This is a genomic window from Candidatus Arsenophonus triatominarum, from assembly GCF_001640365.1.
GTDB lineage: Bacteria > Pseudomonadota > Gammaproteobacteria > Enterobacterales > Enterobacteriaceae > Arsenophonus > Arsenophonus triatominarum.
The window spans coordinates 296,244-318,677 of record NZ_LWMI01000016.1; the positions used below are offsets into that span (position 1 = coordinate 296,244).

The following is a 22,434-nucleotide window of genomic DNA, read 5'->3' on the forward strand; positions in this document are numbered from 1 at the left end:
TAAAAACAGTATGTGTTGCTATTTTGTGTTACAGAATTAGGTTTTTCAATGTAATGTATACTGTATGAAATTACAAGTTATAGATAAAAGTAACTAATATTTATCATACTTAAATTATTGATATTTATTTAAATTAATTATAAGGTATTGATATGTCTTTATTAATTACTCATCGATGTATCAACTGTGATATGTGTGAACCAGAATGCCCAAATGAAGCGATTTCAATGGGAGAAGAATTTTACCAAATCAATCCCAATCTTTGCACTGAATGCATTGGACACTATGATAAGCCAACTTGCCAATCCGTTTGTCCGATCAACAATACCATTTTAAAAGATCCTAATAATCCTGAAACAGAAGAACAATTATGGGATAAATTTGTCTTATTACATCATGCCGATAAAATTTAACTTTCCATAATCACAGTGGCACAAGCATAATTTTGTTCATCAGATAATGATACATGGATATGTTGCACACCTAAAGAATCAGCCAATATTTTTGCTTGTCCTAATAAATTAAGCCCTGGCTTACCTAATTGATCATTAAAAACTTCAAATTGATTAAGCGCTAAACCGTTTCGGATCCCCGTGCCTAAAGCTTTTGTTGCTGCTTCTTTGACCGCAAAACGCTTAGCCAAAAAACGGACTGGCTGAGAATGATGTTGATATTGTCGCCACTCTTGCGCGGACAATATACGCTTTGCCAGACGTTCCTCTAAACGCTTGATAATTTGCTCAATACGTACAATTTCAACCAGATCAGTACCTAATCCAATAATCGCCATTAACAACGCGCCTCACGAAGAATTTTCTTCATATCACTCACGGCTGTCGCCATGCCACTAAAAAGTGCTCGCCCAATAATCGCATGGCCAATATTAAGTTCATATATATTAGGCAATTGAGCAATACGTTGAACATTATGATAAGTTAACCCATGACCCGCATTGACCTTAAGTTTTTTTGCAGTGGCATAACTTATCGCCTGCTTGATACGTTTAAACTCTTCTTGCTGTTTTAACTCGCTCTTAGCATCAGCATAGGCACCGGTATGAATTTCAATAAAGGGCGCACCAATTTCCACTGCTGCATCAATTTGTTGTTCTTTAGCATCAATGAACAAAGAAACCGTGATACCTGCTTCGGTTAATCGTTTGACCGCCGTTGCGACTAATGCTCGTTGCCCAACAACGTCAAGCCCACCTTCTGTCGTAACTTCTTCACGTCGCTCTGGTACCAAGCAGCAAAATTGAGGTTTGATCTGACATGCAAAATTGACCATTTCATCCGTTATTGCCATCTCCAAATTCATCCGGGTTTGTAACGTCTGGCGAAGTAGCTTAACGTCACGATCAGTAATATGACGGCGATCTTCACGCAAATGAACAGTGATCCCATCTGCATCAGCTTGTTCAGCAAGAAATGCTGCATGTAGCGGATCGGGATATTGTGTTCCCCGTGCATTACGCACCGTGGCAACATGATCAATATTAACGCCTAATAATAACTCTGCCATATTTAACTCCAGTTATCCATTTCATAGTTTGAATTTCGTTTATCCATGCAATCATAATATATTCAAATAGGTTTTAATAACCACACTTCAACGCGTTTTAAGCAATATAACCTGGTAAAAAAGCTCGCGGCTTTTTAATGGACTTCCCCCCAGATAAGGCTTTAGCCCAATACGCGTAAAACGCTTGGCTGCTCTTAATGTATCGACATCAGGAAACTGACGAGCGGCAAATGCCTTAAGTTGCTTGCCAGTAAAACTTAAGTGATCAATAACCAAACTGGCAATAAAGCCTTTCTCTTCTCGATAACGGTAAGTCATACTATCTGTCACTGGTTCACCACTACCGGAACAGTGTAAAAAATCAACACCATAACCTAAATGAGATAGCAATGATAATTCAAAACGGCGCAATGCATGTTCCGGCGTATATTCACTACCAGCCAATACCTGCAAACAGGTAAGATATTCAAAAAATAGGGTTTGATAAGGGATATTTTGGGCTAAAACTCGCGCAAGCAATTCATTAACATATAGACCGCTATACAGTACGGTACCGGTAAATGGTAGCGCTAGAGAAATCGGTTCTGCGCCACGCAACGTTTTCATTTCTCCCTTGCCTCCCCAACGGATCAGCAATGGCGTAAAGGGTTGTAAACAGCCTTTTAAATTAGATCGACGGCTACGAGCACCTTTGGCTAATAGTCGAATACGGCCCTCATTTTCGGTGAAAAAATCTAACAATAAACTCGTTTCACTATAAGGGCGAGTATGAAGTACAAATGCACGTTGCCAACCGTCCACGGAAACCCGCCTTAATGAAGATCGTCCATATAACCTAAACTACGCAGTGCACGTTCATCATCGGCCCATCCGGCTTTAACTTTCACCCAAAGTTCAAGATGAACCTTAGTAGCAAAAAGTTTTTCCATATCCATCCGAGCTTCAATGCCAATTTTCTTAATTTTGCTACCTTTATTGCCAATAACCATTTTTTTCTGACCATCTCTTTCAACCAAAATCAGGCCATGAATGTTATAGCCACCGCGTTCATTTACCACAAATTGTTCAATTTCAACTGTGACCGAATAGGGGAGTTCATCGCCGAGAAAACGCATTAACTTCTCACGAATAATTTCACCAGCCATAAAACGTTGTGAGCGATCGGTGATATAGTCCGCTGGAAAATGATGTGCTGCTTCTGGCATATGTTGGCGGACAATTTTAGTAATAATATCGATACCGATACCTTTTTCTGCACTAATTGGCACAATATCCAGAAAATTCATTTGCTTGCTAAGAAATTCAATATGGGGCAGCAAACGGGTTTTATCCACCACATTATCAATTTTATTGATCACTAATAATACAGGGCAAGGCAAATGACGCAGTTTATTTATTACCATCTCATCATCGCTTGTCCAATGTGTGCCTTCAACAACAAAAATAATTAGTTCCACATCACCAATTGAGCTACTTGCTGCCCGATTCATTAAACGATTTATTGCGCACTTTTCTTCTACATGCAATCCTGGAGTATCGACATAAATTGTTTGATAATTACCTTCTGTCTCAATGCCCATGATGCGATGACGGGTTGTCTGTGGTTTATGTGAAGTAATAGAAATCTTTTGCCCGAGTAATTGGTTCAATAATGTTGATTTACCCACATTTGGGCGCCCTACAATGGCTACAAATCCACAATAGGTTTTCTGTTTGCTCATTCAAGCTCCAATATTTTTAATGCCTGTTCAGCTGCGGCTTGTTCAGCCTTACGACGACTTGAACCCACTCCTTCAACCGGTTCATTTATACCACTAACCTGACAATGAATAGTAAATTCCTGATCGTGCGCTTCACCGCGAACTTGAACTACCAAATAACTTGGTAAAGGTAAATGGCGTCCCTGTAAATACTCTTGTAAACGTGTTTTAGGATCTTTTTGTTTATCGCCGGGGCTAATTTCTATTAATCGAGTGTCATACCAAGCTAAAACAATTTGTTCAGTCGTTTGAATATCACTATCTAAAAAAATACTGCCAATTAACGCTTCGATAGTATCTGCTAATATTGATTCTCGACGAAAACCACCGCTTTTTAATTCACCTGGCCCTAAACGCAAATATTCTCCCAAATCAAACTCTCGTGCAAGCTCAGCCAGTGTATTACCCCTGACCAATGTTGCTCGCATACGACTCATATCGCCTTCATCAACTTTAGGAAAACGATGATAAAGATCATTGGCAATCACAAAACTAAGAATTGAATCGCCTAAAAACTCCAATCTCTCATTGTGACTACTACTGGCACTACGATGAGTTACCGCTTGCTTTAATAATTCAATTTGTTTAAAAGTATAGCCAAGCTTACGCTGTAGCTGTTTAATTTCTTGCCGCTCTGACCACTCAATTAAAGAAGAATTCATGTGCTACCAATTATTTCATTATTAAATTACAAAAAGCATACGCAACAGATCTGCAAAATAAATTTTTACAAAACTGTTGCGTTGGCAGGTTTCCTGATATCGTTCAAGAAACCATCATTTTTGATTATCGTGCTATATTCTATATCGATTAGGATATAAATCAATTTAGCATTAATGATTAGTTTATCTCATTATTTTATTAGTTGATTGCACCAATACGACTCAAACGCACTCCAGTTGGCCATTCACCCTCGTGCTTATCAAGGCTAAACCAGATAATAACTGCACGCCCAACTAAATTTTCTTCTGGTACAAAACCCCACATACGACTATCTGCACTATTATCCCGATTATCTCCCATCATAAAATAGTGCTTAGGAGGAACAATCCATTCATTGTCTGGTAAACCGGGCTGTTGATAACGTGACCGGGTATATACTTGTGGGATCACTAAGATTTCATGGCTAGTACCATCTAATTTTTCGATTCTTTCCGCTTGGCGTAATGCGTTACTTGGTACTGGTTCGCCCAATGGAATTTGATAACTTCCTTTCTGACTTTCGACCATAGAGTCAATATTAAAAAATAAAGCCCATTCACCCTCTTTTAATGAAGAATAGATAATTGGTAACGCTCGAACACAGTTTGAAATTGAACAATTCGGATATATACGTAACTCTTTTTGTTCAGGATCATAAACAATTTTATCACCAGGTAGACCAATAACACGTTTAACAAAATCTACACTAGGATCCTTAGGATATTTAAATACCGCAATATCACCATGTTTAGGTTTTCCTGTTTCCAATAATGTCGTTTGGGTAACAGGATCTTTTAATCCATAAGCAAACTTTTCTACTAGTATAAAATCACCGACCAATAAGGTAGGCATCATTGAACCTGACGGGATTTGAAATGGCTCATAAATAAACGAACGTATCACTAATACAATCGCTAATATCGGAAAAATAGATGAACAAGTATCAACCCATGATGATTTATGAATATTTTCAGCTAAATGCGTCTGCTCTACGCTTCCCTCAGTAACTTTTTGCTGCTGCGCCATTTTTTTCTTACGAGCAGGTGCTAATTTAAAACGATCAATACCCCAGATAATCCCTGTAATCAAGGTCGCCAGCGTCAAGATCAAAGAAAAAGTGTTAGCCATTATGACTCCTTACAACGGTTAGTTATCTTTACCTACGTGAAGAATAGCAAGGAACGCTTCCTGTGGTAGTTCAACATTACCAACCTGCTTCATTCGTTTCTTACCTTCTTTCTGTTTCTGTAGTAATTTTTTCTTACGGCTAACATCACCACCATAACATTTAGCTAATACATTTTTACGTAATTGTTTCACCGTTGAACGCGCTATAATATGGGTACCAATTGCAGCCTGGATTGCAATATCAAACTGTTGGCGCGGAATCAGATCTTTCATTTTATCTACCAGCTCACGACCACTATATGGTGCATTTGCACGATGAGTAATCAATGCTAAGGCATCCACTCTTTCGCCATTAATTAACACATCTACACGCACCATATCAGCCGCCTGGAAGCGGGCAAAGCCATAATCCAATGAAGCATATCCTCGTGAAGTAGATTTCAATCGATCAAAGAAATCTAACACCACCTCAGCCATAGGAATTTCATAGGTTAATGCGACCTGATTACCATGGTAAACCATATTAGTCTGAACACCGCGTTTTTCTACACAGAGCGTAATAACATTACCAAGATATTCCTTAGGCATTAGCATGTTACATCCTGCAATTGGTTCGCGTAATTCATTTATATTATTAAGTGCTGGTAATTTAGAGGGACTATCAACATAGATGACATCACCATTTGTTAACTCAACTTCATAAATAACTGTAGGCGCAGTTGTAATAAGATCCAAATCATATTCACGTTCCAAACGCTCCTGGATAATCTCCATATGAAGTAGACCAAGGAAACCACACCGAAATCCAAAACCTAATGCAGTTGAACTCTCTGGTTCATAAAATAGCGAAGCATCATTCAAGCTTAATTTAGCTAAAGCGTCACGAAATGCTTCATAATCATCAGAGCTAACGGGGAATAAACCGGCATAAACCTGCGGTTTTACTTTTTTAAAACCAGGCAACGCCTGTATTGCAGAATGACGAGCACCAGTTAATGTATCGCCAACCGGCGCGCCGTGAATATCTTTTATGGCACAGACCAACCAACCGACTTCACCACAATTTAGTTGTTGACGATCAATTCGTTTGGGTGTGAAAATTCCTAAGCGATCAACATTATAAAGTTGGCCAGAGCTCATCACTTTAATTTTATCGCCTTTACAAAGCGTACCATTTTTAATCCGTACCAGCGAAACAACACCTAAATAATTATCAAACCACGAATCAATAATTAATGCCTGCAAAGGCGCTGTCGGATCACCTTCTGGTGGTGGGATCTCTTTAACCAGCCGTTCAATTACGTCTTGTACCCCTAATCCAGTTTTTGCCGAACATCGAACAGCATCATGAGCATCGATGCCAACAATATCTTCAATTTCTTCAGCTACCCGATCAGGCTCTGCCGCAGGTAAATCGATTTTATTAAGTACAGGAACAACTTCTAAATCCATTTCAATAGCGGTATAACAATTAGCAAGGGTTTGCGCTTCCACACCTTGCCCTGCATCAACAACCAGTAATGCACCTTCACAAGCAGCTAATGAACGGGATACTTCATAAGAGAAGTCAACATGGCCAGGTGTATCAATAAAATTAAGCTGATAAGTTTCACCATCACTGGCTTTATAATTCAGGGTAACACTCTGCGCTTTTATTGTGATCCCTCGTTCCCGCTCCAAATCCATAGAATCTAATACCTGGGCTGCCATTTCACGATCAGAAAGGCCACCACAGATCTGGATAATACGATCCGACAGAGTTGATTTACCATGATCAATGTGAGCGATGATGGAAAAATTTCTTATATGTTTGATTTTCAAGGTTATATCTTCTTCTAAATGGCCTTATAAAATCAGTTTTAGCGATAGCTTAGCCCTACAAAGCTAAAACTAATAAAAGCTGTTATAACAATCTTGGGAATGCATTTTACATATAAGCGACAAACAACTCCACGAGTTTCGCACCAATAAAAAAACGCTCTATTTTTAAGTTTAATTCAGCATAATATATAAATAGACAAAATCTTATAAATTAAAAGCAACTTATTGTAATTTAAACAAATTTATACGTTTTAGTAACTTGCAAATTAACCATTGCTTTTAAGCCATTTCTGGAATTTTATATGCCTGTGCGAAACTCATGTGATAATGAAAAAGTCGTTTTTATAAATAAGGCGGTTATAGGCATAGATTAGTGACGATATGTAATTACTAATGATAGACATTTAGGCTTACTATGTCATTCATACTTGCTGTTTTAATTCATCAGGCGGTAAACCTATTTGTAAAATGATCGGTTGATATAGCGTCTCTTTTTCCCAATAGTGCGCAATTTTTTTTGCCAGAAAAAAGCCAACACTGCCACCAATAACTGCACCTAAAAAAATAATAAATTGATTAAAAAAAAGAAATTGCATAACCCCACTGCCGATAAAAAGGCCAAGTAATGGGGTAAGGTAAACAAGCATTGCTGAACGTAATAAACTGGCTTCAGGGATCCCGACTTCAATTTTCTGACCAACTATCAGAGGCTGACTGATCTCAAGTTCTAATTGATACTCAGTTTTCGGTCCTATTTTATTGAGAATATAAGATCCGCAAGTTGAGCGAGCAGCACAACTGCCACAACCGGAATTAGAACCATATCGTAAAACAGCTCGACCATTATGCCAATACACAACCGTTGCCCACTCTTTAACCATTACTTGCCTCTTTAAAACTAACATTAGCTGCAATCTGGCTAGCAGTTAACAATGGTAACTGGCCAATAACCGTCACTTCGTATTGTCCCTTTATTACCGTATAAATAGTTAAACCACCTTTACGAAATGGTTTTTCACTAAGTTGACGCTCACCTGCTTTAGTAACATTAATAGAAAAACTAAATAACCCATCACTAAATAACATGGCTTCTAAAGATTCATTAGCAGCAATCTCTTTACAACTACGAGAAATTTCTTCAAATCCCAACGGCAGTTGGTTTATTTGCCAGTTAAATCGCTTAGTGATCGATTTGGGAATAAGTAATAAGGGAGGCATATTCAACGATGCGATCACATGCATTGATTTCAGCAACGCTTGACTATTAAAAGCCACAGAGACAACTCTAAATTGCTCTAATATTTCATTCTTACTATCTAAAAGATCAATGCACAATGGTAACTTGCTTTTTTCATCAATTAATAAGATATAGCTAAAACGTGAATTATCTTTCGGTATAACACGAATAACCTGACAGCTTATATCACCAATATGCGTTCTGCCTAGCTTAATGAAATTGTAATAGGATTGCAGTTTAGTAAAATTAGCAAAAACTACCGACGGCAAATAATCAACGATATAAGCGCCCTCTAAGCTAAAAGAATCAAATCCTGGCTCAAAGTAGCTAATTTGATTACCTTTCTGAATAATTTCACGACGAGAATTATCCATCTGCATCATTTGAGCAATTGGTTTATTGTCAATAATGACATGACGATATCTGATCGGCGTTATACCTTGTGGATTGACAATAATAAATGATAATTCGTAAGGTAAAGACTTTACTGCATTACCCATATCAGTTAATAAAGTTTCAGCCGATAATTCTTTCGCATAGGAATGTAAAGGCAACAATAAACCGCCCAGCAAAAAAAAGAGGGCGGATAACCAATGCTTCATTACTACTATTCTGCTCCTGAGTAAGATTTTTCTGCTACTGGTGAAGATGATGTTACACTTTGATTCAGCGTTAAACGACGCTCAAGCTCATATTGTTGTAACATCAGACCAAGTCGGCGATTACGTTGTTCTAGCTGCTCGGTTTGTGGATGAGCAACCAATTGATCATTAAATACATTTAAACTCACAGGCGACGCAGCACTCATGATAGGTACCGTATTAAATATGGGTGAGTCAGATTTGACATCAGCTTCTATGCTAGACGTATTATAATTCTGAACACCAGCAATAACAGCTACGGCAACGCTCGCTGCGACACCAACTTGCGTCATCTGGTTAGCCCAAGGGCGAAGCTTACGCCAAAAAGGCATTAAACACCAGCTAGCAGGCGCAGGTTGTGACTCCGGTATTGCATTAAGCGCAATTTGGATAGGCTCACTTGCCAGCGCCTGCTCTACTTTGTCGTTAATATCAAGATGGATAACTTCGTTGATATCGCCTCTCAAACTGTCGCGGATAAGATGGTAGCTCTCCCATCGTTTCTGTAACGAAACATCTTGTAAAATGGTATGGATCAATTCTGAATCAAAGATCTCTCCATCCATTAAAGCGGAAAGTCTCTCTCTATGCATGCCAAAGTACCCTTCAGTAAAATGTGAACCACATTTAATTTCGTATTAGCGGTTGCAGTTTATTATCAATAGCTTCTCTTGCTCGAAAAATGCGCGAACGAACTGTACCAACAGGACAATCCATAATAAGCGCTATCTCCTCATAACTTAGTCCATCTAACTCCCTAAGCGTAATTGCCAAACGTAAATCTTCAGGAAGTGATTCTATAGTCCGGAAGACTACTTTTCTCAATTCTTCTGACAACATTAAATTCTCAGGGTTCGAAATTTCTTTTAATGCATTAGAAGCCTCAAAATTCTCTGCATTAACTACATCCAAATCACTCGATGGCGGTCGACGTCCTTGGGATATAAGATAATTTTTTGCTGTATTTACTGAGATCCGGTAAAGCCAAGTATAAAATGCGCTTTCACCACGAAATGAACTGATAGCGCGATAAGCTTTAATAAATGCCTCTTGAGCTACATCCGGTACATCTCCCTGCGGCACATAACGAGAAACAAGGCTCACAACTTTATTCTGGTATCTAATAACCAGTAAATTAAAAGCTTTTTTATCCCCTTTTTGTACCCGTTCAACCAGCACCTGGTCTGTTAACTGCTCGCTCATTCGAGGTCATTTCTCCCGAAAATAAGCCTCATTTTTTCCTTATTTGAACCCGCCATGTTTTCTCTCATTTGTAAGCAAGCATTTTTTTGAGTGACAAAAACTAGCAAAGTTCCAGTCAATTTAAATTATTTATATTTAATCTAAGCTAAACCATAAGAAAAGTTCTTTCAAGGTCATCGTATTTACTCTAAATAAAAGAATAGGCTAACATGGTAATTTACTCTATTCCAAAACCTTAGTAATAAAATATTATGCCATCAACACAATATTATACGGATATTTTAATCATTGGTAGTGGCATCGCCGGTCTATCGTTAGCACTTCGATTAGCGCCACAATACCAAATAACGATACTCATAAAAACATTTCAACTGAAGGTGCATCTTAACTATGCTCAATGTGGAATTGCAGCGGTTTTTGATCAAACCGATAGTATAGAAGCCCACGTTAATGATACTTTAATTGCCGGTGCAGGGCTGTGTGATAAAAAAACCGTTGAATTTGTCGCCTGTAATGCCCGCCATTCTGTCCAATGGCTTATTAATCAAGGTGTTTTATTTGATAAAGAGCTAAATTGGGCCGGTAAAGAACAATATCATCTTGCAAAAGAAGGTGGCCATAGCCATCGCCGTATTCTTCATCATGCCGATGCAACAGGCAAACAAGTAGAAACAACCTTGGTTGAAAAAGCCATCAAGCATCCGAATATCACTATTAAGGAGCAGTATAACGCCATCGATTTGATCCGCTCAGATAAAGATCCAGCAACAATTATCGGTGCTTACATTTGGGATCTCAATCAACAACAAATCGTTATTTGCCATGCAAAAGTGACAGTCTTAGCAACCGAAGGAGCCGCAAAAGTATATCAATATACTACCAATCCTGATATTTCATCAGGCGATGGAATTGCAATGGCCTGGCGAACAGGTTGCCGTGTAGCCAATCTTGAATTTAATCAATTTCATCCGACTTGCCTTTATCATCCACAAAAGCACGCAATTTTCTACTAACTGAAGCGTTACGAGGTGAAGGTGCCTATCTTAAGCGATCTATGCCTGATTTTGATAAAATAGCGGAACTCGCCCCTCGTGATATAGTTGCCCGTGCCATTGATCATGAACACGAGTTTCGCACCAATAAAAAAACGCTCTATTTTTAAGTTTAATTCAGCATAATATATAAATAGAAAAAATCTTATAAATTAAAAGCAACTTATTGTAATTTAAACAAATTTATACGTTTTAGTAACTTGCAAATTAACCATTGCTTTTAAGCCATTTCTGGAATTTTATATGCCTGTGCGAAACTCGTGTATATGCTATTGATGAAGTCAGTTATACAGGGTTACATGGTGCCAACCGACTAGCATCCAATTCATTATTAGAGTGTCTCGTCTATAGATGGTCTGCGGCAAAACAGATAAAACCACGAGTTTCGCACAGGCATATAAAATTCCAGAAATGGCTTAAAAGCAATGGTTAATTTGCAAGTTACTAAAACGTATAAATTTGTTTAAATTACAATAAGTTGCTTTTAATTTATAAGATTTTTTCTATTTATATATTATGCTGAATTAAACTTAAAAATAGAGCGTTTTTTTATTGGTGCGAAACTCGTATCAATGTCATAATTTAACCTGAGTTCAGAATAAGCATTATCAATTATGCTTGAAGATATGTTCCTGCCATCGGTATCTTTGGTTTAGATGGAATTAAACAATATGCAACCCGCCCGGCTAATAAATTCACTACAAAGTTAGCAGGAGAGTAGTGCCGCGTATGCTCTATCTGACAAAGATTTTTTAACTCATCAAATACCGTTTCAATGACAGAACGATGACGCAAGATGGCTTTGTCGAAACAAGTCTGTTCAACAGGCTTCATTTTCTTCTTGATATTCGTTATAAGGTTAATTCCCATTGTTTTCAGTTGCTGTTTCAGTGAAGCCGATAAATACCCTTTATCCGCATACAAACAACCAGAAAGATCTTTTATCAGCTCAGGTAATGGTTTCCGATCATCTGTGTTTCCTGGTGTAAGTCGAAAACTGAGTATTTCCCTCAAAAGATTGATAATTACATGAAGTTTGAAACCAAAGAACCAACCTGTTGAGGTTTTTCCTCGTTCAGCTATCCCATCGAAGACTTTATGCCGGCGGATCCGTAAGTTATCACACAGCTATCGGAGTAGAATCGGCAACCGACAGACCCGTGCACTTTCCCTTAATTGACTCAAACAGTACCGTTAAAGCTAAGGCACTGCGCGGAAATAACTCTACGCAGCGTGAATATGATGGCAAGTTAGGAAATTCCTTCCTGAGATATAAACGGACATAATAGAGATAAAATACCTTGAATTGGCTGAATCGGAGTTGATGAAACAAAACAACCAGTGTCATCATTTCAGCCAATGAAAGCTGAGTAGACCGTCTAGGTAGTGTTCAAAAATCTGTGTCATATCTTAAACTCAAAAAAAGAGGTATGACAATATGAGAAATCAATCATTTAATTTTGATGAAGCGTTGAAGCAATTACAATCAGGTAAAAATTTACTCGGTACGGATGGAATACTCACACCACTCATAAAACAGCTGACCGAAGCTGCCCTGCAGGCAGAAATAGAACACTACCTATCGACAACGTCAATCGATACGCGTATGGCTATACTCGAAAAACGGTTAAATCGACATCAGGTTAATTTGAACTGAAAACGCCCAGAGACAGGTCAGGTGCTTTTGAGCCTCCGCTCATTAAGAAAAATCAGACAAAATTATCAGAGGATATTGATAACAAAATCCTATCGTTATTTGCATTAGGCATGAGTTATCGTGATATTCAAAAACATGTTGCAGAATTATATGGACTGGAAATATCAGATGGAGCTATTACGCATATTACTGATAAATTACTCCCTGAATTAAAAGCCTGGCAACAACACCCTCTGGAGGCGCTCTATCCTTTTGTCTGGCTCGATGCCATTCATTACAAGATAAAACATGATGGTCACTATATCAATAAGGCAATCTACACAGTACTTGGACTAACCACCGATGGGCATAAGGAATTGTTAGGACTCTATATGTCTGAAACAGAAGGAGCACATCATTGGCTGAGCGTTCTGACTGACTTACATAACCGTGGTATACAAGATATTTTAATCGCTTGTATTGACGGATTAAAAGGGTTTCCAGAAGCGATAGCCAGTATTTTCCCGCAGACAGAAGTTCAGCTATGCGTAGTTCATCAAATTCGCAATAGCTTACGTTATATTGCCAGTAAAGACCAAAAAGCCTTTATGGCTAAGCCGGTTTATCGTGCAGATACTAAAGCGGCTGCTGAGCTTGCCCTTGATGAACTGGAAACGAAATGGGGTGAAAAATATCCGATAGTGCTAGAATCCTGGCGAAGTAAATGGGAGTTGCTCAGTGCTTATTTTCGATACCCTAAAGCCATTAGAAAACCCATTTATACGACCAATGCAGTAGAGGCGGTTCATCGGCAGTTTAGAACATTAACTAAAACCAAAGGGGCTTTTCCTAATGAAAACAGCTTATTAAAATTACTCTATATTGGCATCAATCAGGTATCCAACAAATGGACTATGCCGATTAGTAACTGGGCGTTAACCATTGCTCAATTGTCCATCTATTTTAAAGGGCGCCTAGATGGTATAATCAAAATATAAAATCCCCTGACACAGAATTATGAACACCCTCACCGTCTACGACGCTTACTACCGTTATTCAGCAAAATTTCATACATTTTTGGCTCGAAGTCTTTACAAAAATCATCCATCAGGCAATAAAGTTCAGTAAGATTTTCCATCATTGTTTAACAATGCTCTACTCTTTAACCAGATTGTTAGAGTATTTTAACGAAATATGCGCATTCAACTATTTGAATAGCAAGACTTTCACTTTATTTCTTATCCCGAACTCAGGTTAAATTAACTAAACCTATGCCAGCAATAACATCATGTTCATTACCTGAATATTGATAATGGACCATCTCTATTTTTTTACTACGTGTTTTGGCAATCAATGTATCATCGGCAATTAGTACGCAAGGGCTTTTTATTGTCTATAGAAGGTTGAACTAATTGCCATAAGTCTTTAGGTCGAAAACATCTACTTTTTAGCCATCGACTAATAGTGTCATGAGACAAAGGCGATAGGCTTGCTTCTGATAACGCCAAACCAGAGTATCTTACACTGCTTATTTGTAAGAATGTTTTATAGATATTTTTAATGCATGGATAACCGGACAAAATACGAACACCCTAATTTTTTCTTGTTTTGAACTTTATACTTCTTTTTTGGAGATTGCGAAACTCGTGAACTAGAGAGGGGAATATAATTAACCCTCTTTTATATATGGCGGACAAAATGCTACCGAATTGCCATTAATTATTAATAATTATTTATATCATCACTCAAACATTCAACAAAACATTTTAATAGATGAACAATTTGGGCGTTCTGTTTATAATCCATTAAAATAGTTGCTGAATAGAGACTTGCATTTTTTGTCACGCTATAGACAATAAAAAGAGGTTTAACTTAGAAAATAACGGTTTGAAATGATCAACAAAGAGCGGTTGTTACGAGATAATCGTTTATGTAAAGCAATCATTGGATTATCAGTCGAAGAATTGAAAAATTTAGCCGCTGAATTTTCAGCTTGTTATTTGATTTATCGGAAAAAGAATCGAAAAGATCACGAGCGGCAGATGGGTGCAGGGCAGAAAGGATTTATCCCAACCCCATTAGATAAACTGCTTTTTATTTTATTGTATTTAAAATGTTATCCGACCTATGATTTGCAAGGACTTCTTTTTGGTTTAGATAGAACACGGGTATGTCGCTGGGTAAAAATATTATTGCCGGTTTTAGAGATGACCTTGGGGCGAGAATGTGTTTTGCCCGCTCGTCAAATTCGCTCTGCTGAGGAATTTTTTCGCGCCTTTCCTGGAGTTAAAGACGTCTTTATTGATGGGACAGAGCGACCTGTCCAAAAGCCTAAGAATCTGCGTCGGCGAAAAAAAATGTATTCGGGAAAGAAAAAACAGACCACTCGAAAAGGGCTTATTATGACTGACGAAACGAGGAAAATTGGATTTATCCCCATGATCAAAAATGGGCGCCGTCACGATAAACGCTTACTCGATAAAGTCGATATAATTCGCCATATTCCCCCTGAGGTAACCATCTGGGCCGATACCGGTTTTCAAGGTATAGATAAACAGCATCCTAATACACAAATCCCAAAAAAAGGAACTCGAAAAAGACCTTTATCGCCTGAACAAAAACAAGAAAATAAAATAATCTCGGGCATCCGTATTACGGTTGAACACGCCATCGCGGGTATCAAGCGCCTCGGTTGTATGACCCAAATTTTACGGAATCGTAGACCCTTTATTGATGATACCTTTTTACTCCTTAGTGCCGGTCTTTGGAATTTCCATCTCAGAACAGCCTAAAATTTACTTCAATCACCGAAATACCCTTATTTCACTATTAAGCAACATGCTTATTGCCTAACCAGAGGTATACAATGACTGCAACCACATTTTCTGAACTTGAGTTAGACCAAAGTCTTCTCAATGCACTGGATGATAAAGGCTATGACCGCCCGACAGTCATTCAGCTTGCAACTATCCCTGCCGCTATGGAAGGACGCGATATTTTAGGTTCATCGCCCACAGGAACAGGAAAAACTGCCGCTTACTTACTGCCAGTGATCCAACATTTACTTGATTTTCCACGTAAACGATCTGGACCACCGCGTATTCTCATACTAGCGCCAACCCGTGAGCTGGCAATGCAAGTAGCTGAACAAGCAAAAGAATTAGCCAAATACACCCATCTTGATATCGCAACCATTACTGGCGGGGTATCTTATATTAACCACGCTGAAATTTTTAGTGAAAACCAAGATATTGTGGTCGCAACCACAGGACGCTTACTACAGTATATCAAAGAAGAAAATTTTGATTGTCGGGCGATCGAAACATTAATTTTAGATGAAGCCGATCGAATGCTTGATATGGGATTTGCCAACGACATTGAAACCATTGCCGGAGAAACACGCTGGCGCAAACAAACTATGCTATTTTCAGCAACACTAGCCGGTGACGTCATTCACGATTTTGCTAATCGATTACTGAATAATCCTTATGAAATTGATGCTGATCCTTCAAGGCGTGAACGAAAAAAGATCCAACAATACTATTATCGCGCTGATAACCTCGAACATAAAACTGTGCTACTTTGCCATCTTTTAAAACAACCCGATGCCACTAAATCTATTATCTTTGTCCGTAAACGCGAAAGAGCACATGAGTTAGTTCAATGGTTACAGCAAGCCAAAATAAAAACCTGGTTACTTGAAGGAGAAATGGTTCAAGCAAAGCGGACTGAAGCGGTTAAACGCCTAAATAGTGGGCAAATTAACGTCTTAGTCGCGACCGATGTTGCCTCACGTGGCCTTGATATTGACGATATTAGTCACGTATTCAATTTCGACTTACCGCGTACTGCTGATGTTTATCTGCATCGAATTGGTAGAACCGCACGCGCGGGGCGAAAGGGGATTGCAATTAGCTTAGTAGAAGCCCATGATCAACCGCTATTAGGTAAAATTAACCGTTATCTTAAAGAACCATTAAAAATACGCGTCATTGATAGCCTTCGGCCTACCACCAAAGCACCGGCTGAAGGTTCACTACGTAAACCCAAACTATCGAAAAAAATCCAGCTAAAACGACAAGAAAAGAAAAAAATTGACCAACAAAAAAAGAAAAAAACCAAAGAACGCCATCGCGATAGTAAAAATATTGGCAAACGTCGTAAACCATCAGTAAAGCAAACTGATAACAACTAATAAACACACGAGTTTCGCACAGGCATATAAAATTCCAGAAATGGCTTAAAAGCAATGGTTAGTTTGCAAGTTACTAAAACGTATAAATTTGTTTAAATTACAATAAGTTGCTTTTAATTTTAAGTTTTATATAATTAAAATCATTATATATCAGACAGATAAAAAACAATTATCACTATAGTTCACTATATACTCACTGTTAATTTTAAATTTCAATCCAACTATTATTCCTATCATCCTGATATTTAGCTGTCATTTCTGCTGATTTATGGCCTAATAATTTACGAGTAAATTCACTTCCATTTTTTTCTGTATACAATCTGGCAGACAAACTCCTTATCTCGTGAAAAGTCGGGGGAGATCCTTCCCATGCTAATTTAGCTTTATCCCTAAATTTCGCAAATTCGTTTGATATTCTTGTTACTGTAATCTGTTTTTTGTCTTTTGTAATAACAAAATCAGTTTCATGATTAATTTTTTCCAGAGTGTCATTTAGTCTCATAGAGACAATTTCAATATCAAGCGGAATAGCTATTTTAGTTTCAGTTTTTTGCTGAATGACCCATAATTTCCCATCATGAATATCTTCCCATTTCAATTTTGAAATATCAGATACCCTCTGACCTGTAACTAAAGCAAGTTTCATTGCATGATTTAACCAATGACTGTGATCGTTTATTAACTTTAAAATAATATTAAAGTCATTTAGAGACAACCTTGCTCGCTGAATTTTAATTTTTGGATTTTTTGTTTGAGATACAGGGTTAATCTTTATAATATCCGTGTAAAGAGCTTCCTTGAAAATATCATTCAAAGTTCCCCTTATTTGTTTAGCAGCCGAAGGTTTATCTTTTATTAAATAGGAATAAATAAAGTCGCTGATTATTTTAGTAGAAATATTTTCTATCGGTGCGTCAAGAATTCCTTTTCTTATCGCTATAGCTAGGCGACTTAATTTTGATTACAGCATATGTATTAAAAACAGGTCATCGATAGTGCATCCTGTTTCCATCTTTTTACGTTTAGCTTGAGACCATTTATGTTCTATAGGATTTAAATCTGGTGAATACACAGGCAAATATTCTATCTGGTGTCCTGCGTTTATAATTGCCTGTTCAATATTCTTACCTTTGTGAAAGCTAGCGTTGTCCATAAAAATAACAGAATTTTCAGGAAGTTCTGGGAGCAATATTTTTGTGATCCAAACATAAAAAACATCACGGTTAATATTGCAATCAAATAATCCGATAGCAAAAAGGGTTGTTCCCAATAAAGCGCCAATAACATTTGTTCTTCCCTTAGCACCCCAGTTTTTCAGGCCAAAACAACGGTGACCTTTTGGGGAATAGCCGTGAGTTCGTGGAGTGTCATGTGAAAAACCACTTTCATCAATAAAAACAACAGATTTATCTTTTTTTTTTCATACTGTTGTCTTTTTTGCTGATGTGCCAGCCTGTCGCTTTCGTTGGTTTTTGGATGGAATAGAGTTTTTTTTATAGGTTAATCCCAGCTTTTTAAGGGATTGCCAAATAGTCTTTTTACAAACACCGAATCGCTCTGCCCGTTCCTTTTGGTAAGCATCTGGATACTGTTCCACATCTTTTGCTAAAGCATTTTTATCGAGCTTCCTCTTACGTGGCGTTGAATTTTTTGGCTCTGGTCGTTTAAGCCAACGTACTAAAGACGCTTTTCCAATACGGAATTGTTTCGCAGTTTCTCGAATTGTTAAACCTTCGGCTTTCCTTACAGATATTACTTTACGTCGAAAATCAATTGTATAACTCATAACACACCTTGTAATCAAAATTAAGTCGCCTAGCTATACCTTTTTACTCCTTAGTGCCGGTCTTTGGAATTTCCATCTCAGAACAGCCTAAAATTTACTTCAATCACCGAAATACCCTTATTTCACTATTAAGCAACACGCTTAATGAAGCGATACGGTTATTAGTCACCAGCTTCCCTAAAACCGCCACGTCATTTTTACCGGAATGGGAAGCGACGTTAGGTTTACCGGATAAATGTATGACCGCACCGCCTGATACCTTACCCAAACGCCAAGGGATAGCATTAGCGAAACTATTACGGACGGGTGGTCAATCAAAAAATTATTTTATCGCGCTCGCAGCAGAGACCGATTATCAGGTGACTATTACTGAATTTCGACAGGCGAGAGCTGGACTCTCGGCCTGTGGGCATGCGCTAAATGGTGAGGCATGGCCCTTTGTCTGGCGAATGCACGCGGGTAAAACGGTCGTATTATCTGCCCGTGCGGGTAGGAGTTATTGCGGTGACCCGCTGCGCGCCTGGGGTGATAAACAACTGGAATGTCAGTTTAATCAGATAGCTCCTTCTCACACCATTCTACAGGTCGGTTACGACCAATAATTTTCTGTTTTTACCCTTTTTACGCTATCACGTTATGGTGAGGATTTGTTATGAAAAAAATTGGGGATGTTACCCCTACCGCAACGCAAGCGGGCGAATTCACTAATGGGAATGTCGCGGCCGGCATTGCGCCGACCATTCTGGAAGGCGAGTGGCTTAACTCATTGCAGCGAGAAGTATTGAATGTCCTGTTAAAAGCCAATATTAAACAAGACCCTGAGATTGACGACCAGCTTACCCAGGCAATTATAAAATTAGCCGGAACGGCTTTTGGTGGGAGAATAAAGCAAACCCTGGGTGATTCAAGCACAGATGTCGTGAGTCAAAAAACCTTGACCGATGAATTAAGAAAAACCTCGACAGTTGATGGGATTTATCCGGTAGGAATTGTTGTTTGGTTTGCACGAAAACAACAATCCCAATACCTTATTTCCTAATACAAAGTGGCAATACATTGGTGAAAATAAAACCATTCGGTTAGCGAAAGCAGATGGCTCTAATGTATTAACCACCGGTGGGTCTGACGCTATTAAGCTAACAGAAGCACAATTACCCGCTCATGGGCACGCTTTTTCAGCAACTACCAGTAGCTATGATTATGGTAATAAAAATACCAATATAACAGGTAATCATTCACATAATTTTCAGGGAATAGTACCGGATAACTGGAAAGCTGCCGGACAAAGTGGTTCTAGAAATCAATGGGAAGTTGGTACTAAAACAACCACCCAAGCCGGTAACCACGCCCATACTGTTACTCTTGGTCCACATTCACATACGGTTTCAGGTACAACCGGAAAGATGGGAAATGGTAGCGAAATTAATATCACCAATGCTTTTGTTACTTTGATGGGTTGGTACGGAATTAGCTAAGGAATAAAAATGTTCAGAATTTTCAAAGCCTATAATTACACGAGTGATACCGGTGAGTTGTTTGGTTCTTGCGATGCTTACACGGATGAATTTCATAAGATACTGCCTTTTCATACTGAGAAGAAACCGCTTGATAAAAGGCAAGGTTTTGCCGTTGTTTTTAACGAACAAAGTCAGGAATGGGAATATCAGGAAGATCATCGAGGCTTGGTTTTGTTTGATACGAAAAACCGTCAATCTGTCACCCTTGAAAAACTGGGGAAAGTGCCGAAGAATTTGACACCATTAGCTCCTCAAAGTGAATATGATGCCTGGAACGGTGAAAAGTGTGTCAAGGATGTTGAAGCTGAAAATTTAGCAAAAAGATATAAATTGGAAGGCATCAAACAACAAAAATTATATGATGCCACTGGTGAAATTGCCCCTCTTCAAGATGCCATAGATTTAGATATGGCGACCGAAGAGGAGAAAAAACGACTGATAGCCTGGAAAAAATATCGTGTACTAGTTAATCGTATAGAAACATCAACTACAGATAATATAGTTTGGCCTGCAAAACCGTATTAATATAGCCTTAAGGCGGTAAATCAATCGGTAATTTTGTATAATCAACAAGTTTATCGTTAAAATTAAGGACATGGTTCTGATTTTTACATTTATCATTTGAAATCATCGTACATGAATTGTCTATACGGTTATCACCTATTCCTGACCATTGAGAGAATAGACTGAAAAAATTTAACGCACTTCTTTGAGCGGTTATATATTGTCTTTCTTTGGCGTTGTACGCAGTAATAAATAGCGGTATTTCAAAACCTTGTTTATAACGATCTTCATGCATAAGCCTTAATTCTTCAGAATTATTTTTTCCAGAGAAACCAAGACCATGATCGGAAAAATACATCATAGACCATTTTGAATGACTTTCAGCTAAATATTGATGAATGGCGGCCAATAATTTGTCGGTATTTTTTATACTTTGAACATAGCATGAAATTTCTTTGTTTTTGTAAAAAGTATCATATTGACCGTTTGTTCTGCTACATGCTCTGGGGTGACTGCCCATTAAATGAATAACGATAACTTTTTTTTTGTTGAGATGAATTTATTGCTTTAGCGATTTCAGGAAGTAATTCAGCATCGTTTGATGCTCTACTATCAGAAAAATTACCTTTTTTCAGAAAAACTGAATAATCTGCTTTTTTTCCTATAGCGGCAACGGGAGTATCGTTAAATCCTACAGCGCCCTGATTAGATAACCAATAAGTCATAAATCCTCTTTTTTTTGCTAATGAAATGATGTTATTGGCTATTTTTGGGGGTATTGAAAGGGAATTGATAAGTGAATGCTGAGTGGTTGCTCCGGCAGAAATGTAATGCGTAAAGAGTATCCCATTAGCAGAATTCATAAAGGGTGTATTATTGATAGGAAACCCATAAGCATGCATAAAGTCGCGTCTGGCACTTTCGCCAATCACAACAACATAGGTATTGAATAAAGTGGTAACATTGCTTGGTTGAAATTCATCTTTTTCGGATATTAAACTAAAAAGTTTTTTAGTCTCTTCTTGGGCATAATAAAAATCTTTTATAAATTTAAGTTCAGGGTAACCGGTATTCAAAATATTAAAATAACCTTCATTCTTATAATCTTTTATTGGGCCATAGAGGAGAACTGAAATAAAAATACAAAAAGCGATTATTTTTTTCTATTTGTTTTTAATTTAAATATTGTGCAAATATATCCTATTACCAAAATTAATGATGATATTAGTAATAAATAATTAGGAATACTGAAAATAAAATCTATTGTCTCATTTAAATTTGTGTAACTTAACGATGTAGTTATTGTTAGAGAAGGAGAACCATATAAAAAGCTTACGGGAAAATAGACAGCACCAGCAAGTGAAAACATTAATATAAAAATAAAATATATTGCCCTGTAGGAATTTAATATCAATAATAGTGAAACAATACCTATCGTGTACTGTATTCTTGGAACATACCCAAGAGCATAGTGAATTACAGAAAATAATATCAGCAGCAATGATAATTTTAGGTAAAAATCAATACTATAATTTTTTATTCTTTCTAACTTATTTATACTTAATAGCATGTAATCTTTTCCATAAATACTTAATATAAGCACTAAATGCTGACAAATAATTTTTCTGATATAGTGCATGTTTAAATTGATATTTCAGCAAATGGGCGCCTGTAGCGCTTTTCAATGCAATATCTTTCCAGGGAGAGGCGTTTTTAGCCACGATGAAGGCT

24 protein-coding genes and 6 pseudogenes are annotated in these 22,434 nt (G+C 37.8%); 9 read left to right on the forward strand and 21 right to left on the reverse strand.

Translation table 11 applies throughout. The features are described 5' to 3' along the window. Positions 1-152: 152 nt before the first annotated feature. A complete protein-coding gene (locus AYJ55_RS15655; protein WP_063657196.1) occupies positions 153-413 on the forward strand; it encodes a YfhL family 4Fe-4S dicluster ferredoxin in 261 nt (86 codons plus the stop codon). On the opposite strand, the gene acpS is transcribed toward AYJ55_RS15655, so the two are convergent. The 11 genes from acpS to rpoE form a co-directional block, all read right to left on the reverse strand. Beyond that, positions 410-790, reverse strand: coding sequence for a holo-ACP synthase (acpS, locus tag AYJ55_RS15660; protein ID WP_063657197.1), 381 nt, complete (start codon positions 788-790; stop codon positions 410-412). The two genes, AYJ55_RS15655 and acpS, sit on opposite strands and share 4 nt — an antisense overlap. Beyond that, the gene (pdxJ, locus tag AYJ55_RS15665; RefSeq protein ID WP_063657198.1) at positions 790-1,521 is read right to left on the reverse strand and encodes a pyridoxine 5'-phosphate synthase; all 732 of its coding nucleotides are present in this window, start codon (positions 1,519-1,521) and stop codon (positions 790-792) included. Before pdxJ ends, acpS begins: the two co-directional genes overlap by 1 nt. Before the next feature lie 87 nt (positions 1,522-1,608). After that, on the reverse strand, positions 1,609-2,322 hold the full coding sequence (gene recO, locus AYJ55_RS15670; protein WP_063657199.1) for a DNA repair protein RecO: 714 nt from the start codon (positions 2,320-2,322) through the stop codon (positions 1,609-1,611). A gap of 11 nt (positions 2,323-2,333) precedes the next feature. After that, positions 2,334-3,242: a GTPase Era gene (era, locus tag AYJ55_RS15675; RefSeq protein WP_063657200.1), complete on the reverse strand. Its 909-nt coding sequence runs from the start codon at positions 3,240-3,242 to the stop codon at positions 2,334-2,336. Next, positions 3,239-3,943 (reverse strand): ribonuclease III, encoded by a 705-nt coding sequence (gene rnc, locus AYJ55_RS15680; protein ID WP_063657201.1) that lies wholly within the window; start codon positions 3,941-3,943, stop codon positions 3,239-3,241. Before rnc ends, era begins: the two co-directional genes overlap by 4 nt. 199 nt (positions 3,944-4,142) lie before the next feature. Next, positions 4,143-5,111 carry a signal peptidase I gene (gene lepB / locus AYJ55_RS15685; RefSeq protein WP_063657202.1) on the reverse strand — a complete coding sequence of 323 codons (969 nt, stop codon included), beginning with the start codon at positions 5,109-5,111 and terminating at the stop codon, positions 4,143-4,145. A gap of 18 nt (positions 5,112-5,129) precedes the next feature. Next, positions 5,130-6,926, reverse strand: a complete 1,797-nt coding sequence (gene lepA, locus AYJ55_RS15690; RefSeq protein WP_063657429.1) for a translation elongation factor 4 — start codon at positions 6,924-6,926, stop codon at positions 5,130-5,132. A gap of 428 nt (positions 6,927-7,354) precedes the next feature. Next, positions 7,355-7,813, reverse strand: coding sequence for a SoxR-reducing system protein RseC (rseC, locus tag AYJ55_RS15695; RefSeq protein WP_063657203.1), 459 nt, complete (start codon positions 7,811-7,813; stop codon positions 7,355-7,357). After that, positions 7,806-8,771, reverse strand: coding sequence for a sigma-E factor regulatory protein RseB (gene rseB, locus AYJ55_RS15700; protein WP_063657204.1), 966 nt, complete (start codon positions 8,769-8,771; stop codon positions 7,806-7,808). Before rseB ends, rseC begins: the two co-directional genes overlap by 8 nt. A gap of 5 nt (positions 8,772-8,776) precedes the next feature. Then, a complete protein-coding gene (gene rseA, locus AYJ55_RS15705; RefSeq protein WP_063657205.1) occupies positions 8,777-9,403 on the reverse strand; it encodes an anti-sigma-E factor RseA in 627 nt (208 codons plus the stop codon). A 34-nt stretch (positions 9,404-9,437) separates the two neighbouring features. Then, entirely contained in the window at positions 9,438-10,013 is a 576-nt protein-coding gene (rpoE, locus tag AYJ55_RS15710) for an RNA polymerase sigma factor RpoE (RefSeq protein WP_063657206.1), read from the reverse strand. A gap of 251 nt (positions 10,014-10,264) precedes the next feature. Between rpoE and AYJ55_RS15715 the strand changes: the two are divergent. Next, positions 10,265-11,450: pseudogene (locus AYJ55_RS15715) on the forward strand (FAD-binding protein); the annotation flags it as partial. Between the two features lie 227 nt (positions 11,451-11,677). Here the strand turns inward: AYJ55_RS15715 and AYJ55_RS26480 are convergent. After that, positions 11,678-12,446: pseudogene (locus AYJ55_RS26480) on the reverse strand (IS982 family transposase); the annotation flags it as partial. Positions 12,447-12,503: 57 nt separating this feature from the next. On the opposite strand from AYJ55_RS26480, the pseudogene AYJ55_RS15725 reads away from it, so the two are divergent. Continuing rightward, positions 12,504-13,699 (forward strand): annotated as a pseudogene (locus AYJ55_RS15725) (IS256 family transposase). Between the two features lie 32 nt (positions 13,700-13,731). On the opposite strand, the pseudogene AYJ55_RS36180 reads toward AYJ55_RS15725, so the two are convergent. Together AYJ55_RS36180 and AYJ55_RS29345 are read right to left on the reverse strand one after the other, a co-directional pair. After that, positions 13,732-13,839 (reverse strand): annotated as a pseudogene (locus AYJ55_RS36180) (IS982 family transposase); the annotation flags it as partial. A gap of 117 nt (positions 13,840-13,956) precedes the next feature. After that, positions 13,957-14,281 (reverse strand): annotated as a pseudogene (locus tag AYJ55_RS29345) (IS701 family transposase); the annotation flags it as partial. Between the two features lie 312 nt (positions 14,282-14,593). Between AYJ55_RS29345 and AYJ55_RS15730 the strand changes: the two are divergent. Both AYJ55_RS15730 and srmB read left to right on the forward strand, forming a co-directional pair. Then, positions 14,594-15,493, forward strand: coding sequence for a transposase family protein (locus tag AYJ55_RS15730; protein WP_063657208.1), 900 nt, complete (start codon positions 14,594-14,596; stop codon positions 15,491-15,493). 74 nt (positions 15,494-15,567) lie between these two features. Beyond that, entirely contained in the window at positions 15,568-16,896 is a 1,329-nt protein-coding gene (gene srmB, locus AYJ55_RS15735) for an ATP-dependent RNA helicase SrmB (protein ID WP_063657209.1), read from the forward strand. Between the two features lie 205 nt (positions 16,897-17,101). Here the strand turns inward: srmB and AYJ55_RS15740 are convergent, their stop codons facing one another. The 3 genes and pseudogenes from AYJ55_RS15740 to AYJ55_RS32060 form a co-directional block, all read right to left on the reverse strand. Further along, the gene (locus tag AYJ55_RS15740) at positions 17,102-17,710 is read right to left on the reverse strand and encodes a tyrosine-type recombinase/integrase (protein WP_074168097.1); all 609 of its coding nucleotides are present in this window, start codon (positions 17,708-17,710) and stop codon (positions 17,102-17,104) included. A gap of 147 nt (positions 17,711-17,857) precedes the next feature. Further along, positions 17,858-18,298, reverse strand: a pseudogene (locus AYJ55_RS32055) (IS630 family transposase); the annotation flags it as partial. A gap of 18 nt (positions 18,299-18,316) precedes the next feature. After that, positions 18,317-18,682, reverse strand: coding sequence for an IS630 transposase-related protein (locus AYJ55_RS32060; protein ID WP_063653415.1), 366 nt, complete (start codon positions 18,680-18,682; stop codon positions 18,317-18,319). A gap of 53 nt (positions 18,683-18,735) precedes the next feature. Between AYJ55_RS32060 and AYJ55_RS15755 the strand changes: the two genes are divergently transcribed. The 4 genes from AYJ55_RS15755 to AYJ55_RS15770 are packed head-to-tail and all read left to right on the forward strand — an operon-like array spanning position 18,736 to position 20,724. Continuing rightward, positions 18,736-19,284, forward strand: coding sequence for a YmfQ family protein (locus AYJ55_RS15755; RefSeq protein ID WP_245677391.1), 549 nt, complete (start codon positions 18,736-18,738; stop codon positions 19,282-19,284). Between the two features lie 50 nt (positions 19,285-19,334). Then, positions 19,335-19,721 (forward strand): hypothetical protein, encoded by a 387-nt coding sequence (locus AYJ55_RS33370; protein WP_063657212.1) that lies wholly within the window; start codon positions 19,335-19,337, stop codon positions 19,719-19,721. Further along, positions 19,672-20,157, forward strand: coding sequence for a phage baseplate protein (locus tag AYJ55_RS15765; protein ID WP_245677392.1), 486 nt, complete (start codon positions 19,672-19,674; stop codon positions 20,155-20,157). Before AYJ55_RS33370 ends, AYJ55_RS15765 begins: the two co-directional genes overlap by 50 nt. 9 nt (positions 20,158-20,166) lie before the next feature. Then, on the forward strand, positions 20,167-20,724 hold the full coding sequence (locus tag AYJ55_RS15770) for a tail fiber assembly protein (RefSeq protein ID WP_063657214.1): 558 nt from the start codon (positions 20,167-20,169) through the stop codon (positions 20,722-20,724). 7 nt (positions 20,725-20,731) lie between these two features. Here AYJ55_RS15770 and AYJ55_RS29355 read toward each other — a convergent pair whose 3' ends face one another. The 4 genes from AYJ55_RS29355 to AYJ55_RS36185 all read right to left on the reverse strand — a co-directional run bounded on the left by AYJ55_RS29355 (position 20,732) and on the right by AYJ55_RS36185 (position 22,424). After that, a complete protein-coding gene (locus AYJ55_RS29355) occupies positions 20,732-21,223 on the reverse strand; it encodes a sulfatase-like hydrolase/transferase (protein WP_162505625.1) in 492 nt (163 codons plus the stop codon). Beyond that, a complete protein-coding gene (locus AYJ55_RS29360; protein WP_162505626.1) occupies positions 21,198-21,779 on the reverse strand; it encodes a sulfatase-like hydrolase/transferase in 582 nt (193 codons plus the stop codon). The genes AYJ55_RS29355 and AYJ55_RS29360 overlap by 26 nt, the downstream gene beginning before the upstream one ends. A gap of 77 nt (positions 21,780-21,856) precedes the next feature. Continuing rightward, positions 21,857-22,306 (reverse strand): hypothetical protein, encoded by a 450-nt coding sequence (locus AYJ55_RS30915; RefSeq protein WP_187153302.1) that lies wholly within the window; start codon positions 22,304-22,306, stop codon positions 21,857-21,859. Continuing rightward, positions 22,254-22,424, reverse strand: a complete 171-nt coding sequence (locus AYJ55_RS36185; RefSeq protein WP_187153288.1) for a glycosyltransferase family 8 C-terminal domain-containing protein — start codon at positions 22,422-22,424, stop codon at positions 22,254-22,256. Before AYJ55_RS36185 ends, AYJ55_RS30915 begins: the two co-directional genes overlap by 53 nt. Between the last annotated feature and the right edge of the window lie 10 nt (positions 22,425-22,434).